General features: G+C 71.2%; 12 protein-coding genes and 2 tRNA genes. 8 read left to right on the top strand and 6 right to left on the bottom strand.

Annotated features, from left to right (window positions below; translation table 11 throughout):
* From AC1MIR_RS03815 to AC1MIR_RS03805, 3 genes are all read right to left on the bottom strand, one after another.
* The coding region (locus tag AC1MIR_RS03815) for a hypothetical protein (RefSeq protein ID WP_480026852.1) at positions 1-242 on the bottom strand (242 nt) is incomplete at its 3' end.
* A 3-nt stretch (positions 243-245) separates the two neighbouring features.
* Entirely contained in the window at positions 246-1,670 is a 1,425-nt protein-coding gene (locus tag AC1MIR_RS03810; protein WP_480026851.1) for a TolC family outer membrane protein, read from the bottom strand.
* A gap of 117 nt (positions 1,671-1,787) precedes the next feature.
* Positions 1,788-2,468, bottom strand: coding sequence for a protein-L-isoaspartate O-methyltransferase family protein (locus AC1MIR_RS03805; RefSeq protein WP_480026850.1), 681 nt, complete (start codon positions 2,466-2,468; stop codon positions 1,788-1,790).
* A gap of 107 nt (positions 2,469-2,575) precedes the next feature.
* On the opposite strand from AC1MIR_RS03805, the gene AC1MIR_RS03800 reads away from it, so the two are divergent.
* The 7 genes from AC1MIR_RS03800 to AC1MIR_RS03770 all read left to right on the top strand — a co-directional run bounded on the left by AC1MIR_RS03800 (position 2,576) and on the right by AC1MIR_RS03770 (position 7,604).
* A tRNA-Cys gene (locus AC1MIR_RS03800) sits at positions 2,576-2,646 on the top strand.
* An 81-nt stretch (positions 2,647-2,727) separates the two neighbouring features.
* Positions 2,728-2,802, top strand: a tRNA-Asn gene (locus AC1MIR_RS03795).
* A 139-nt stretch (positions 2,803-2,941) separates the two neighbouring features.
* Positions 2,942-4,324, top strand: a complete 1,383-nt coding sequence (locus tag AC1MIR_RS03790) for an esterase-like activity of phytase family protein (protein ID WP_480026849.1) — start codon at positions 2,942-2,944, stop codon at positions 4,322-4,324.
* A gap of 28 nt (positions 4,325-4,352) precedes the next feature.
* Entirely contained in the window at positions 4,353-5,261 is a 909-nt protein-coding gene (gene phnD / locus AC1MIR_RS03785; protein WP_480026848.1) for a phosphonate ABC transporter substrate-binding protein, read from the top strand.
* A complete protein-coding gene (phnE, locus tag AC1MIR_RS03780) occupies positions 5,258-6,157 on the top strand; it encodes a phosphonate ABC transporter, permease protein PhnE (RefSeq protein ID WP_480026847.1) in 900 nt (299 codons plus the stop codon). Before phnD ends, phnE (AC1MIR_RS03780) begins: the two co-directional genes overlap by 4 nt.
* Positions 6,154-6,918, top strand: coding sequence for a phosphonate ABC transporter, permease protein PhnE (gene phnE / locus AC1MIR_RS03775; protein WP_480026846.1), 765 nt, complete (start codon positions 6,154-6,156; stop codon positions 6,916-6,918). The genes phnE (AC1MIR_RS03780) and phnE (AC1MIR_RS03775) overlap by 4 nt, the downstream gene beginning before the upstream one ends.
* Positions 6,915-7,604 (top strand): LbetaH domain-containing protein, encoded by a 690-nt coding sequence (locus AC1MIR_RS03770; RefSeq protein WP_480026845.1) that lies wholly within the window; start codon positions 6,915-6,917, stop codon positions 7,602-7,604. Before phnE (AC1MIR_RS03775) ends, AC1MIR_RS03770 begins: the two co-directional genes overlap by 4 nt.
* A gap of 33 nt (positions 7,605-7,637) precedes the next feature.
* Here the strand turns inward: AC1MIR_RS03770 and AC1MIR_RS03765 are convergent, their stop codons facing one another.
* Complete coding sequence (locus AC1MIR_RS03765) at positions 7,638-10,925, bottom strand: zinc-dependent metalloprotease family protein (RefSeq protein ID WP_480026844.1); 3,288 nt, start codon at positions 10,923-10,925, stop codon at positions 7,638-7,640.
* Positions 10,926-11,102: 177 nt separating this feature from the next.
* On the opposite strand from AC1MIR_RS03765, the gene AC1MIR_RS03760 reads away from it, so the two are divergent.
* Complete coding sequence (locus AC1MIR_RS03760) at positions 11,103-11,876, top strand: HAD hydrolase-like protein (RefSeq protein ID WP_480026843.1); 774 nt, start codon at positions 11,103-11,105, stop codon at positions 11,874-11,876.
* Here the strand turns inward: AC1MIR_RS03760 and AC1MIR_RS03755 are convergent.
* Together AC1MIR_RS03755 and AC1MIR_RS03750 are read right to left on the bottom strand one after the other, a co-directional pair.
* Complete coding sequence (locus tag AC1MIR_RS03755) at positions 11,843-12,946, bottom strand: 4-oxalomesaconate tautomerase (protein WP_480026842.1); 1,104 nt, start codon at positions 12,944-12,946, stop codon at positions 11,843-11,845. The genes AC1MIR_RS03760 and AC1MIR_RS03755 overlap by 34 nt on opposite strands.
* Before the next feature lie 11 nt (positions 12,947-12,957).
* Positions 12,958-14,922 (bottom strand): tripartite tricarboxylate transporter permease, encoded by a 1,965-nt coding sequence (locus AC1MIR_RS03750; RefSeq protein ID WP_480026841.1) that lies wholly within the window; start codon positions 14,920-14,922, stop codon positions 12,958-12,960.
* Between the last annotated feature and the right edge of the window lie 26 nt (positions 14,923-14,948).

Here is a 14,948-nt window from a genome sequence, read left to right as displayed (position 1 = left end):
GCCTCATCGGCCGGGGTGGCCGGCGCGGGCTCGGCGGCGCCGGGGGGCGGCTGCACCAGCATCGATTCGGTCAGTTGCAGCGGCTCGGCCTCGGGCAGGTCGCCCGCCCCGGCCTCCTCGCCGGGCGGCCGCGTCGGCGCGGCGCCGTCATCCTCGTTCAGGATGCGCCGGATCGAGGCCAGGATGTCGTCCATGGCCGGGTCGGGGCCGCCCTGCTTGGGCGCTTCGGGTGCAGCACTCATCTGTCAGCGTCCCCGATCGGCGACCCGGTCGGCCGAGGTGTCGCCCCAGCCTACCCAGCGGTTGCGGACGGCCCGGTAATAGGCCTCGGCGTCGTAAAGCTCGACCGGGAGGTTGAGGTCCCGCGCGGTGAGGCGGCCGACCGCCGCGGCCAGGCTGTGCGAGGCGGTGACCAGGTTGGCCAGCGCCCGCACCAGGCTGACGCGGGCATTCAGCAGCTCCTGCTCCGCGTTCAGCACGTCGAGGGTGGTGCGGCTGCCGACGATCGCCTCGCGCTGCACGCCGTCCAGCGCGATTTCCTGGGCGCGGATCTGCGCACGGTTGGCATCCGCCTGGGCGCGGGCGGCCTGCAGCACTTCGAAGGCCTGGGTGGCGAGCTGGGTGGCGGCGCGGCGCTGGTCCTCCACCACCTGCCGGGCCTGCTGCGCCTGCTGGCGGGCCTGGCGCACCTGAGCGTATTCGGCGCCGCCCTGGAAGATCGGCACCGTCAGGTTGGCGGTCACCGCCGTGCCGTTCTGCCGCAGGCCGTCGGTGGTCTGGTTGTCCTGGCGGAACACGCTGCCGTTGAGGCTGAGCTGAGGCATCAACTGCGAGAACTGCACGTCGATGAAGTCCCTGGCCGCCGCCTCGTCGAACAGCGCCGCGACGACATTCGGGTTGTTCTGCGACGCGTAGGTGGCCGCGTCCCGGGCACTGGACAGCGGCGTGCGCAGAGGCTGGGGCGGCGTCAGGCGCTGCGGCGGCTGGCCGACGAGACGGGTGAAGGTGGCGCGGGAGGCCTGCAGGCGGCCCTCGGCATCGGCCCGCTGCGCCCTTGCGCCGGCAAGGCGGCTCTCCGCCTGCGCGACGTCCGTGCGGGTGATCTCGCCGACCCGGAAGCGCTCGTTGGTCGCCTGGAGCTGGCGCACCAGCACCTGCTCGTTGTTGGTGTTGAGGCGCACCTCCTCCTGGTCGCGGATCACGGCGACATAGGCATTGATGGTGTCCTGCAGCACCTGCTGCTCGGTGGCGAAGAGACGGGCGCGCTGCGCCAGCACCTGGTTCTCCGCCCGCCGGGTCGAGGCCACGGTCCGCCCGCCGCGATAGAGCGGCTGGCTGACAGAGCCCTGCATCGTATAGATGTCGCGCGAGCGCCACGGCGTGGACTGCCGCTGCGCGTTCGGCGGAAACGCCGGCGTGCCGGTGGTGGACCCGGTCTGCTGGCCGGCCGAGCCGGTGAACTGCACCGTCGGGCGCCAGCCGGCCAGGGCCTGCGGCACATTCTCATCAACGGCGCGCAGCTGGGCGCGGGCCGCCTGGAGCGTCGGGTTGTTCGAGTAGGCGAGAGCCAGCGCCTCCTGCAGCGTCTGGCTTGCCGCCGGGCGGACCTGGACGAGCGCCGGGGCGGCGAACAGCGCGGCGGCGAAAGCGAGGCGGGGCGACAACGTCATGCAGTTCTCTCCGCGATCGCGTCGATCCTACAGCAGGATCGCCCGGGCCAGAAGCGCGCCCTGCAGCATCGGCACGGCCGGCCGAGGGAGCGGCGACCAGGCCCCCGGGGGCATGGCTCAGAACACGAAGCCGGCCGGCCGCGCGAAGGCCGGCAGCGGCAGCGTTGCGCAATCGAAGGCGGGCGTCACGCTGAAGCTGCCGGCGATGCGGCGCCCGAGCACGGCGCGGGCCGCCAGGCCGCGCTCGCGCGGGGCAAGCGCGGTCACCAGCCGGCCGCCCTCGGCCAGCTGGTCGGTGATGCGGGCCGGCACCTCCGGCACCTCGCCCTCGATCAGGATGCCGTCATAGGGGGCGCCCTGCGGGAAGCCACCGGTGATCGGCGCTTCGACCAGCCGCACCGCGTCCGCCGCGACGATCCCCATCAGGGCGCGGCGCGCGGCGGCAACGAGCGCCGAATCCTGTTCCAGCGCCACCACCCGCGCACCGCAGCGGGCCGCCACCGCGGCGGCATAGCCGGTGCCGGCGCCCACCACGAGCACACGGTCGCCATCCCGGATGGCCAGCAACTGCAGCATGCGGGCGATGACCATCGGCTCGATCAGGCCGCGCCCACCCGGCAGGCGCACATCCTCATCCGCATAGGCGCGCGCCGCGAGGCCAGGAGGCAGGAAGCGCTCCCGCGGCACCGCGCCCATGGCGGCGAGCAGGCGGGCGTCGGTCACACGGTTCGGCCGGAGCTGGCCGTCCACCATCCGGCGGCGGGCCTCCGCCATGTCCTGCATCACATCGCCTTGCATCGTCGCCGCACCTTGCCTCGCCGCGGTTATACGGTCGCCCTCCGGCGCGGCCAAGCCGCGGGCTGCTTGACCCGGGGCGGCCGCTGCCGGATAGAGGCGGCGCGCGTGGCCGCGTGGCAGAGTGGTGATGCACCGGACTGCAAATCCGTGAATGCCGGTTCGATTCCGGCCGCGGCCTTTCTTCTGCCGCCAGCGAGGCTGATCCGTTGGGGGCTTCACCGCGGGGCGCTGGGTTGCTATAGGCCCGCCCCTCGGCTGATCCGGCGTGGCGCAGCGGTAGCGCAGCGGACTGTTAATCCGTTGGTCGTTGGTTCGAATCCAACCGCCGGAGCCATCCTTCCGACATCACGAAAGGTCGCACCCGGCGCGGGAGATGCGCGCGCATGGGCCGTCTCGGCATGGTCATGGCGCCGTCACGCGGCTGCAACGGCGCGGGGCTAGAGCGCTCCCGCCACACAGCCCCGGACTCCGCCATGCGCGCTTTCCTCCTCGCCGCCACCGTCCTGGCCCTGGCGCCGCCGGCGCTGGCCGACCAGCGCTTCGACGCGGCATTGGCCGGCCACGCCATCCTGCCCGCCTTCACCATGGCGCTGCCGCCGGCCGACGCGCCGCGCGATGCGCTGGTCTCCGGCAAGTTCGCCGGGCCGGGCAACCTGCGCGTGGATCGCCCCGGCGCCATTCCGGGCGACACCGGCCCGGTGCATGGCCGCCGCCCGACCGGCATCGCCTTTCCCTTCATCGGCCAGCCCGTGCAGGGCTTCTCCGGCATCAAGCCGGTGGCGAACGAGGCGGGCAGCTACTGGGTGCTGACCGACAACGGCTTCGGCAACCGTCGCAACAGCCCCGACGCGCTGCTGATGTTCCACAAGGTGCGCCCGGACTGGCGGACCGGCCAGGTCGCGCTGTTGCAGACGACCTTCCTCAGCGACCCGCTGCGCCGCATCCCCTTCCGCATCGCCTATGAGGGCACGGAGGCGCGCTACCTGACCGGCGCCGATTTCGACCTCGAGAGCATCCAGGAACTGCCGGATGGCAGCTTCATGATCGGCGACGAGTTCGGCCCCTTCCTGATCCATGCCGGCGCCGATGGCGTGGTGCAGCGCGTGTTCGACACCCGCATGGACGGGCAACTGCTGATCGGGCCGGACAACCCTTCCCTGCAGGTCGCCGCCAGCCCGACCGCCGGTGTCGCCTTCCGCGTGCGGCGCTCCGGCGGCTACGAGGGCATGGCCCTGACGCCGGACGGGCAGACGCTGTGGGCGATGCTGGAACAGCCGCTCTTCGCCCCCGGTTCCGACCGGCCGGAAGGCCAGTTCCTGCGCGTTCTGGAGTTCAGCGTGGCGCGCATGGACTGGACCGGCCGGACGCTGCGCTACCGGCTCGAGCCCGGCGCGACGGCGATCGGCGACTTCAACTTCATCGACGCGACGCGCGCGCTGGTGATCGAGCGCGACAATGGCGAGGGCGATCCGGGGCTCGCCTGCGCCCAGGGCGTGCAGCCCACGGCCCAGGCACCCTGCTTCCCGAGCCCCGCGCGCTTCAAGCGCGTCTATCTCGTGGACATGGCGCAGACCGATGCCGAAGGCTTCGTCCGCAAGATCGGCCATATCGACCTGATGGCGATCCGCGACGGCGAGGGCATCGCCCGCCAGCGCGGCGACGTCCCCGCCGATGCGCCGCGCGACCGGTTCACCTTCCCCTTCTTCACCATCGAGGACGTGGCGATGGTGGATGAGGATCACATCATCGTCGGCAACGACAACAACCTCCCCTTCAGCGCCGGACGCCACTTCTTCCGCGCCGACGACAACGAGTTCGTGCTGCTGCGCGTGCCCGCGTTCCTCCGTGCCCGCTAAGCCGCTTGCGCCCTGCAGGAGATCCCCGATGACCACCCGCCGCATCCTCCTCTCGGCGTCTGCCCTGCTCGCGCTGCCGGCCTTGGCGCGTGCGCAGTCCGGATGGCGCGCGCAGTTCCGCGAACTCCGCCTCGGCATCTCCTCCGCGGAGAACGAGCGCGACGCCATCGCCCGCCAGCAGCCCTTCCAGGACTATGTCGAGCGCACGCTCGGCGTAAAGCTGCGCGTGTTCCGCGCCACCGACTATGCCGGCGTGGTGGAGGCGATGCGGTCGGGGCAGATCGAGTTCGCGCGCATCGGCCCGGCCAACTACGCGCTCGCCCGCCGCGTTATGGGCGAGCGGGTCGTCCCCTTCGCGCGCGACCGCGACAACCAGGGCGAGACCGGGTACTACTCGGTCGTCTTCGTGAAGGCCGACAGCCCCTATCGGCGGATCGAGGACCTGCGCGGCAAGTCCTTCGCCTTCGCCGACCCCAATTCCACCTCCGGCTTCGCCTTCCCCGCCTATTTCCTGCGCAAGGCCGGATTCGAGCCGAACAGCTTCTTCGGCCGCACCGGCTTCTCCGGCAGCCATGAGCAGAGCGTGATCGCGGTGCTCAACGGCACCTTCGACGCCGGCGCCACCTTCTGGTCGAACGAGAGCCGCGGCAACATCCAGCGCATGGTCGAGAAGGGCATGATCCCGGCCGGCTCCACGCGCATCATCTGGACCAGCCCGCAGATCCCCAACTCGCCCTGGGTGATGCGCGCCGACCTGCCGGAGGATCTGAAGCGCGACTGGGCAGCGGCGGTCTTCGTCATGCCGGAACGCGACCCGGCCGCCTTCGCCGTCGCCGCATCCGGCGCCAGCGGCGTCGTGCCGACCCGGCACGAGGACTATCTCGACGTGATCGCGGTGGTCGAGGAGAACCTGCAGCGCCGCCGCCAGCGCTCGTGAGCACGCCGATCCTCGCCGCCGGCGCGCTGCCCGGCGGCGAGGCCGTGCGCGCGGCGGAGCAGGCCTGGCTGCGCCGCCAGCGCGGCCGGCGGATCTCGCTCACCGTCTGGGCCGGGCTGTTCCTGCTCGCCGTGGCCGCCGCATCCGAGATCGGCGAGGTCAGCCTCGGCCGCCTCGCCGGCGGGCTGCCGATGGCCGCCGACTATGTCTGGCGCACCATCCCGACGCTGCGCTGGGCAAGCCTCGGCGAGGACCTCGCCGAATGGATGTGGGGCCTCCAGGACTGGGTCCTGCTGCTGCTCGACACCATCCTGATCGCCTATGCCGGCACCGTGCTCGGCGCCGCGGCGGCACTGCTGCTCTCCTTCCCCGCCGCCTCCACCCTGGCGCCGCGCTGGGCCGTGGCCGGCTCGCGCCGGCTGCTCGAACTGGCGCGCACCGTGCCGACGCTCGTCTTCGCGCTGATCTTCGTCTACGCCTTCGGCCTCGGACCGCTGGCCGGCGTGCTGGCGATCGCGCTGCACAGCATGGGCGCGCTCGGCAAGCTCTTCGCCGAGGTGCACGAGAATGCCGATCTCCGCCCCGTCGAGGCGGTGCGGGCGGCCGGCGGCAGCTGGGGCGAGGCGATGCGTTTCGGGGTGCTGCCGCAATCCCTGCCCGGCCTGCTTTCCTTCGGGCTGCTGCGCTTCGAGATCAACGTGCGCGAGGCGAGCGTGCTCGGCATCGTCGGCGCGGGCGGCATCGGCGAGGAGCTCTATCTCTCCGTCCGGCAGTTCAGCTACCCGGACATCTCGGCGATCCTGCTGCTGCTGCTCGTCACCGTCACCGCGATCGACCTGCTCTGCGCGGCGCTGCGCCGGCGGGTGATCGGGGCTGAGAACCTGCGCGCGGCATGATGATCTCGCGGACACACGCGCTCTTCGCCCTCTGCTTCCTGTTGCTGCTGGTCGGGCTGTGGCGCGTGGACGCCTCGCCGCTGCGCATCTGGGACGGGCTCGGCAAGCTCGGCTGGCTGCTGACGCTGATGTGGCCGCCGACGCCCGGCGGGCGCCTGCACGACCTGCTGGAAGCGCTGGCCGAGACGGTGGCGATGGCCTTCCTCGGCACGCTGCTCGCCGCGGCCGTGGCGCTGCCGCTCTCCTTCCTCGGCGCCGGCAACGTGATCGCGAGCCGGCTGGCGCGCTTCACCGTGCGCCGCAGCTATGACGGGCTGCGCGCGGTGGACAGCCTGGTCTGGGCGCTGATCTTCGTCTCCGCCGTCGGCATGGGGCCCTTCGCCGGCATCCTGGCGCTGGCCGTGCCCGACATCGGCACGCTGGCCAAGACCTTCTCCGAGGCGCTGGAATCGGCCGACCGCCGCCCGGTGGAAGGTGTGCGCGCCGCCGGCGGCTCGCGCCTGCACGCCATCCGCTTCGGCCTGATCCCGCAGGCCGCGCCGGTGATGCTGGCGCAGGTGCTCTACACCTTCGAGAGCAACACGCGCTCGGCCACCATCATCGGCGTGGTGGGCGCGGGCGGCATCGGGCTGGCGCTGGCCGACCGCATGCGCATCAACAACTGGGACGAGGCGGCCTTCATCGTGCTGATGATCCTGGCGGCCGTGGCCGCGATAGACTGGGCGAGCCGGCGCATCCGGCTGAGGCTGATCCGCGCATGACCGAGACGACGAGCTACCAGGACCCGGGCACGGCGAAGAAGCGGCTCGGGCTCGAGCCCTTCATCGACCCGACCGCGAGCGTGCGTGACTCGCGCCTCGGCATCTACACCGAGGTCGGCGCCCGCACGACGCTCGCCGAGGTGGAGATGGGCGACTACTCCTACGTGGTGCATGACGCGCAGATCATCTACGCCACGATCGGGAAGTTCTGCTCCATCGCCAGCCACACGCGGATCAACCCCGGCAACCACCCGCTCGAGCGCGTGGCGCTGAACCACTTCACCTACCGGGCCAGCGCCTATGCGCTCGGCCCGGACGAGGCGGGGTTCTTCGACTGGCGGCGCAGCCATCGCGTCGTGCTCGGCCACGATGTCTGGCTCGGCCACGGCGCGATCGTGCTGCCGGGCGTCTCGATCGGCAGCGGGGCGGCGATCGGCGCCGGCGCGGTGGTGACCAAGGACGTGCCCGCCTTCGCCGTGGCGGTCGGCAATCCGGCCCGCGTGCTGCGCTTCCGCTTTCCCGAGCCGGTCCGCGACGCCCTGCTGCGCATCGCGTGGTGGGACTGGCCGCGCGAGCGCCTGGCCGAGGCGCTGCAGGACTTCCGCACCCTGGATGCGGAGGCGTTCTGCGCGCGCCATGACCCCGGAAGAGGGCGGCCCGGCAAGGTCGGCGCGCGAGGAGGCTGAGCCCCCGCGCGGCGCAGGCCGCGCCGGTTCCGCTCAGGCGAAGATCTGGTCCGGCGCGGCCGTCACGGTGAGGAGGTCCACCCAGAGCCGGTCCACGGTCGTGTCGCTGCGGTCGGTGTCCACGAGCCGCACCCACATCGTCGAGCCGACGCCGGTGGCGAGGAGATCGCCGTTCCACTCCAGCTGGCTGTCGGGCGCGCCTTCGAAGCGGCGCCAGCTCGCGGCGTTGTCCGTCGAATACTCGAAGCGGAACGCCTCCGCGGCCGACCAGGCATCCACCTGGACCAGCTTGTTGCCGGCGGTGAGGCCGGAGAACTTCCAGCGGATGTCGAGGCCCGCGCTGCCATCGGCGAAGACGCCTTCGGCCCAGAGCGTCGCGCTGCCGTCGTCCGAGGAAGTGGCGGTCAGGCTGTGGTTGCTGTTGCTCGGGCGCGTCGCGTAGCTGCCGACGGCCGAGGCGCGCGCATCGGGGGCGACGTCGTCGTCCATGTTGGTCACCGCCAGCGTCCGGGTGCCGAAGCCTTCGGCGTCGAAGCTGAGGGTGTAGGCGACGTTGCCGTCCGCGTCGCGGTCCTCGAGCCCGGCGACCTCGATCGTGGCGCTCCAGCCGTTCGCCTCGTTGAGCAGCACCTCGGAGGCGGCGAGCCGGCCCTCGGTCGCATCGAGGCCGCCGATCGAGACCAGCACGTCGGTCGTCGCGCCCGCGGCGCGCAGGGCGAAGCTCGCCGAGCCGCCCTCGGTGGTGGTGAGCGCCGTGCGATCGAGGATCAGGGACGGGCCGGCCGAGCCGCCGCCGCCCGCATCGCCGCTGCCAGACCCGCCGCCGCCCGTGCCCGTGCCGCCGCCGCCGGTGCCCGTGTCGCCGCTGCCCGACCCGCTGCCGCCATCGCCCGTGCCCCCGCCCGAACCGGACCCGGTCGGCGCATTGGTGACGGTGATCAGGTCGAGCGCGATCGTCGACGCCTTGCTGTCGCCGCTGCGCACCGTGTCGAGCAGGCGTACCCACAGGCTCGTGTCCACGCCGGTCGCGAGGTAGTTGCCGTTCCAGGCGAGCGCGCCGTCGCTGGTGCCGGCGAAGCGCTGCCAGGTGGAGGCGCCGTCTACCGAGTATTCGAAGCGGAATTGCTCGTCGGCGGACCAGGCATCGAGCTGGACCAGCTTGTCACCGGCCTCGAGCCCGTCGAACTGCCAGCGCAGCTCGAGCCCCGCCGTCCCGTCGCGGAAGATCCCTTCGCGCCAGGTGGTGGCCTTGCCGTCGTCGGCGCTCTGCTGCGTGACCGTACGGCTGCTGACGCCCGGATTGTTCTTGTAGCTGCCGACCACGGTGCCGGCCTCGCGGGCGGCGATGTCGTCGTCCTTGCTGAGCACGCTCACGGTCTGCACGGCGTAGCCGTCCGCGCTGAGCGAAAGGCTGTAGGCGACATCGCCCTCGGCGTTGCGGTTCTCGACGCCGGTGATGCCGACGACCGCGGTCCAGTTGTTGCCCGCGTTCAGCAGGACCTGGCCGGCGGCCAGCTTGCCTTCGGCGGTGTTCAGCCCCCCGATCGAGACCGCCACGTCGCCGGTCGCGCCGGTGGCGCGCAGCGTGAAGGATTCCGTCGCACCTTCGGTCGTCGTCAGGCTGGTGCGATCCACGGTGAGCGCCTTGGCGCCGCCGGAGACGCCCGGATCGCTGGTGGTGCCGCCGCCGGAGGTGTCGGTGGTGCCGCCGCCCGTGCCGGTCCCCGTGCCAGTGCCCGTGCCGCTGCTCGTGCCGCTGCTCGTGCCGCCCGTGGTGCCGCCGCTGCCGCCGCTGTCCGTCACCGTGTAGGTGCCGCGGATCATGTACTGCCCGAGCGAGCCGTATTCGGTGTAGCCGGTGGGCGTCGCGGCCATCGGATCGCCGATCCCGACGCCGTCGAGCGCCAGGTAGTAGGTGCCGGCGGTAAGCCCGGAGAGCTTCAGAACGCCGTCGATGCGCGCCACGTCGTTCCAGGCGGCGACCTGCTGGAACTTCTCGTTGTACAGGGTCATCGCCACGTCCAGCATGCTGAAGGGCGAGGCGGTGTAGACCGGCGTGGCCGATCCGCTGACATAGGCGCGCGTCCAGGCCGAGACGGTGAGGTCGATGGCGCCGCTGCCGCCCATGCGGAAGCTGAACATGTCCACGTCGTTGCGGCTGCCGGAGCCGGTGATGACGCCGAAGGTCTCGACCGTCGCGACCCCGCCCGCGACGCTGCCGCCGAGCGCGGTCGCGGTGCTGAAGGTGTTGCCGTGGTCGTCGGCGCGATAGGTCACGGCGCCGTTGCGCGTGGTGATGATGCTGAGGTCGTCCTGGGTGTTCGAGGCGCCGCTGTACTCGCCCTTGCTCCACTGGACGATGTTGGCGTTGTAGCCGACGCCGAGGACCGGCGCCCAGTCGGTCGCGCCCGAGCCGTGGCCGTAATAGTATTCGGAGGCGTTCCGCCCGTCATGGTCGAGGCCCATGGAGTGGCCGATCTCGTGCGCGGCGGCGTCGGCGATGGACTTCACGTTGTCGGCCAGCCGGTTCGCATAGACGAAGACGGGCGTGTCCACATTCCACATGAAGCTGTTCTTGTAGGCGATGCCGCCGAAGTTCTTGCCGCCCTCGTCGGTGATCACCACCCGGATCCCGTAGGCCTGGTCGGAGCTGCCGGTGTAGCGCAGCGCCTCGAGGCCCGGATCCTCGGTCGTGACATTCACGTTGAAGGGCGAGAAATACTCGGCGACGCGCGCCCAGATCTGCTGGATACGCAGCAATTCGCTGGCGCTGAAGGTCTCGGAGCTGTCGGTCGAGAAGGCCGAGGAATAGAAGCTCGTGTTGCCCCAGTAGGAATTCCAGGCGGTGCCGGTCGTCGTGTGGCCGTCGAAGTCGAGATAGACGGTCAGCTTGGAGCCGGGATTGCTGTGCAGCTTGAAGGTGTCGCCATAGGCGATGCCGACGCCGCCCGTCGGCACGGCATCGCGCGCGACGGCGGCGTCGATCACGGCACCCTCGGGTCCGGCCGCCAGGTCGGTGGCGGGAAAGCCGTTGAGCGCCGCATCGTCGTAGCCGGGCATCGCGCAGGCGCCGCATGCGCAGGCGCCGCCATGCGACGCGCTGTCCCCGGCCGGCACCTGCGTCGCCTCGAAGCCTGAAGCGGTCGCAACATCGGTGGTGTCGGCGGGCTGCGGAACGGCCGCGAACAGCGCGGCCAGAAGCTCCCCGCCGCCGTTCTGGGCGTTGTTCGCCGGCGGCGGCACGGCAGCGGCCGAAGCCGTTTCCGATCCCTCCTCGACGAGTTCCCAGGAGTATTGGCCGAGGAATCCGGGCTGCTGCATGGATCAGTTCCCTTGAAACGACCGATGTGGCAACCGCCACTATCAATTGGTCGTTAGAAAGGGGTGAACAACCTATGCGCGTCAATCAGCGGTGCTATATTTACCGCCGTTCATCACATCTTATCACAATGTTGTGGGTGGTTTATACTTCGTTTACTGTCAGATATTCCTCAAGAAATGCAATTCCGTTCCGGTCGATTGTTGAGCCAGCCCGGCACCTTCCTTACAGCCCCTGACCCTGCCAGACAGAGCATCGCCCAGCCTGACAGCGGAGACCGCGGCCTGCGCCCTCGCCTCGTCATCCTCGACTTCGACGGCACGCTGGCGGACACCTGGCCCTGGCTTCTGCAGGCGCTGGAGGCGCTGGCCCCGCGCCACGGCCTCGCCCCGCCGAGCCACGCGGAGGTCGAGGCGCTGCGCGCCGAGGACACGGCGGCGGCCCTGCGGCGGCTCGGCGTCGCGCGATGGCGGTTGCCGGCGATTGCCGTCGAGTTGCGGCGGCTCGCCCGGGAAGCGCCGCCCCCGCCGCTGTTCCCCGGCATCCCAGAGATGCTCGAGCGCCTGGCCGCCGCAGGCGTCGTGCTCGGCATCGCAAGCTCCAACTCGGCGCCGCAGATCCGCCGGACGCTCGGACCGGCGCTCTGCGCGCGGATCGGGCATCTCGCGGCGGAAGCGGGCCTGTTCGGCAAGGCCGCGCGGTTCCGTCGCATCCTGCGCGCGGCCGGGATGCCGGCAGGCCAGGCGCTGGCCGTCGGCGACGAGTTGCGCGACATCGCCGCGGCGCGCGCGGTGGGCATGGCGGCCGGCGCGGTCGCCTGGGGCTATGCGCATCCGGCCCGGCTGCGCGCCGAGGCGCCGGATGCCTTCTTCGAGCGCCCGGAGGAGATCGCGCGGTTCTGCGGCGTGGAGCCGGCTTCCTACTTCCCGGCCCAGACGCGGCCGGGCACGTAGACCTCGCCCTTCATCAGCATGCGCGCGGTGCGCAGCGTGCCGCCGGCGGCGATGGTCGGCTTGCCGTCGGCGCCGGTCGCCATGCTGATCACCGCCTCCATCGTGCCCGTGGGATGCTCGATCACCACCTCCTCGCGCATCGCGTCGGTGACGCGCGCGAGGCCCTGCGCCACCGTGCCGGGCAGCTTGCAGGCGGAGGCGATGCAGATGCCGCCCGTCACCGCCATCGCCTCATGGCAGGCGAGCGGGGTGAAGTAGCGCGCGAGGACCGAGCCGCCGGGCGTCGCGGGCTCCGCGACCATGGCGAATTTCGGGATCACGCGGCCTTCCGCATCGCCCATGCCCATCGCGAGGCTCGCGGCGCGGCGGATCGTCTCGATGCGCGCCATGAACGCCTTGTCGGCGTCGAGTTCCTTCGCCGTCTCCCGCGCCGTCTTGCCGAGGTCCTTCGCGCGCGCGATCACCACGGGCATGCAGACATCGAGGCAGGTGACGTCCACGCCCTCGATGCGGTCGAGCGGATTGCCGGTCGGCATCAGCTTGCCCGTCGCGCCGCCCACGGCGTCGGCGAAGTTCAGCAGGATCGGCGCGGCGGTGCCGGGCACGCCGGCGATCGCCGTGTCGCCGTCGTAGCGCACGCGGCGGCCGGGGGTCTGCACCACGGCCTCGATCAGCGCGCCGGTGTTGACGGCGCGGATCAGCACCTTCGTCTCGCCCTCCTCGGCCGGGATCAGGCCGCTCTCGATCGCGAAGGGGCCCACGCCGGCCAGCATGTTGCCGCAGGTCGGGCCCCAATCCACGAAGGCGCGGTCCACGGCGGGCTGGGCGAAGAGGTAGTCGATCTGCTGCGTCTGCCCCGGCGCGGCCTTCGACACGATGGCGACCTTCGTCGTCAGCGTGGTCGCGCCGCCGATGCCGTCGATCTGGCGCGCATCGGGGGAGCCGACGGCGGCGAGGATCACCTGCCCCATCGTCTCCCGGTCCTCCGGCAGGTCGGAGCGCAGGAAGTAGGGGCCGCGGCTGGTGCCGCCGCGCATGAAGGTGCAGGGGATCGCGGTCTGGAGCGTCATGGACGGTGTTCTCAGCGCAAGGGCCAGGGCAGGTCGTAGAGGTCCTGCAGCAGGCCGCCGGGGAAGACCAGGTTGAGGGAGTGCGCCATCAGCAGGATGAAGCCGCAGGCTGCCGCGGTCAGCAGCAGCGTCTGCAGCCAGCCGCAGCGCGCGACGATGCGCAGGAAGGCGAGGAAGAACAGCGTGAGCGCGGCGAAGAAGCCGACCAGCAGCGTCAGCCCGAGGAAGCCGAGCGCCCAGCCGACGAAGGGCCAGGGGCCGGAATCCGTGGCATGGGCTTCCTGGTCGAAGTTGGTCGTGCCCGCCGCCTTGGCGCCGCGTGCCTGCATGCCCAGCACGTAGAGCACCGAGACGCCGCCGACGCTCGCCACCACGGCCGGCATCAGCGCCGCGAGGTAGGAGTTCTGCAGCCCCTCGAACATCACCCAGCCGAAGAAGGCGAGCAGCAGGACCGTGAAGATGATCTGCGGCGTCAGCACCGTCGCGCGGGATTCGTCCGCCGCGCCTTCGGTGTTCACCGCCGCCTGGCTCCGCCGCAGACCCGCCCAGAGCGAGAGGATCGTCAGCGCCAGGATGATCAGCGCGACCGGCCGGGTCAGGAAGTCGAAGCCGGAGAACTGCACCGCCTGGTAGAGATAGCGCTCCGCGCCGAGCGACAGCACGAAGCCGATCAGGAAGGCCGGCCGCGACCAGCCGAAGCGCCGCAGGAACAGGCCGAGGATGCCCACGGCGAAGAGCGCGATCATGTCGTAGACGCTGCGCGTCGCCTGGAAGGCGGCGAAGCTGATGATCATGATCATGAAGGGCGCGATCAGCGCGTAGCGGATCGTGGTCAGCCTCGCGATGCCAGGCGCGAGCAGGATGCACATGAGCGTGCCCGCGAAATTCGCGATCGCGAGCGACCAGATGATCACATAGGTGACGTCGAGGTTGCGGTCCGCCATGGCGGGCCCGGGCTGCAGCCCGATCAGGATCATCCCGGCCAGGAAGATCGCCATCGAGCCGGAGCCCGGAATGCCGAACAGCAGCGTCGGCAACAGCGCGCCGCCCTGCGTGGCGTTGTTGGCGCTTTCCGGCGCGATCACGCCGCGGATGTCGCCCTTGCCGAAGTTGCGCGTGTCCTTGCAGGTCTGCATCGCATGGCTGTAGGCGATCCAGTCCACGACCGATCCGCCGATGCCCGGTATCGCGCCGATCAGCGCGCCGATGCCCGAGCAGCGCAGCACGAGCCAGGGGTTGCGGAACACGTCGCGCACGCCCTGCAGCCAGCCGGTGCCCATCGGGTTGTGCTGCGCGATGGCGCCGCCGCTGCGCAGCAGGTTGAACAGCTCAGGCAGGGCGAAGATGCCGAGGCCCACGATCACCAGCGGCAGGCCGTCGCTGAGGTAGAGCGTGTCGAAGTCCATCCGGTATTCGCCGGTGGCCGGCGCCGCGCCGATCATGCCGAAGGCGAGCCCGAGGCAGGCCGAGGCGACGCCCTTCGCCAGGTTGCCGCCCGAGAGCGCGGCCACCGTGGAAAGCCCGAACAGCGTCAGCATGAAGAGCTCGGCCGAGCCGAACAGCAGGATGATCGGCCGCGCCGCCATCACCGAGAAGGTCAGCACCAGCGCGCCGAAGAAGCCGCCGATCATCGAGGCGGTGAAGGCGGCCGAGAGCGCCCGCGCCCCCTGCCCCTGCCGCGCCAGCGGGAAGCCGTCCAGCACCGTCGCCTGCGAGGCCGAGGAGCCCGGTATGCCCATCAGCACGGAGGAGAAGGTGTCGGAGGTCGGGATGACCGCGATCAGCCCGATCAGCATGGCGAGCGCCGAGGTCGCGTCCATGCCGTAGATGAAGGGCAGCAGCAGGGAGAGGCCGGCGATGCCGCCGAGACCGGGCAGCACCCCGATCACCAGCCCCACGCTGACGCCGAGCATCATGAACATGAGACGCTCGACCGTGAGCAGTTCGAGCAGCGCGCCGAGGATGATGTCCATCATGGCGAAAGGCCTTTCCCCGGCGCGCG

It is taken from the genome of Falsiroseomonas sp. RANM36 (genome assembly GCF_056682175.1).
This window is presented reverse-complemented; position numbering and strand designations above follow the sequence as displayed.

Excerpts from the sequence above, each read along its gene's own strand:
- AC1MIR_RS03810 (WP_480026851.1), bottom strand. The coding sequence starts at position 1,670 with ATGACGTTGTCGCCCCGCCTCGCTTTCGCCGCCGCGCTGTTCGCCGCC.
- AC1MIR_RS03805 (WP_480026850.1), bottom strand. The coding sequence starts at position 2,468 with ATGCAAGGCGATGTGATGCAGGACATGGCGGAGGCCCGCCGCCGGATG.
- AC1MIR_RS03790 (WP_480026849.1), top strand. The coding sequence starts at position 2,942 with ATGCGCGCTTTCCTCCTCGCCGCCACCGTCCTGGCCCTGGCGCCGCCG.
- phnD (WP_480026848.1), top strand. The coding sequence starts at position 4,353 with ATGACCACCCGCCGCATCCTCCTCTCGGCGTCTGCCCTGCTCGCGCTG.
- phnE (WP_480026846.1), top strand. The coding sequence starts at position 6,154 with ATGATGATCTCGCGGACACACGCGCTCTTCGCCCTCTGCTTCCTGTTG.
- AC1MIR_RS03770 (WP_480026845.1), top strand. The coding sequence starts at position 6,915 with ATGACCGAGACGACGAGCTACCAGGACCCGGGCACGGCGAAGAAGCGG.
- AC1MIR_RS03765 (WP_480026844.1), bottom strand. The coding sequence starts at position 10,925 with ATGCAGCAGCCCGGATTCCTCGGCCAATACTCCTGGGAACTCGTCGAG.
- AC1MIR_RS03760 (WP_480026843.1), top strand. The coding sequence starts at position 11,103 with ATGCAATTCCGTTCCGGTCGATTGTTGAGCCAGCCCGGCACCTTCCTT.
- AC1MIR_RS03755 (WP_480026842.1), bottom strand. The coding sequence starts at position 12,946 with ATGACGCTCCAGACCGCGATCCCCTGCACCTTCATGCGCGGCGGCACC.
- AC1MIR_RS03750 (WP_480026841.1), bottom strand. The coding sequence starts at position 14,922 with ATGATGGACATCATCCTCGGCGCGCTGCTCGAACTGCTCACGGTCGAG.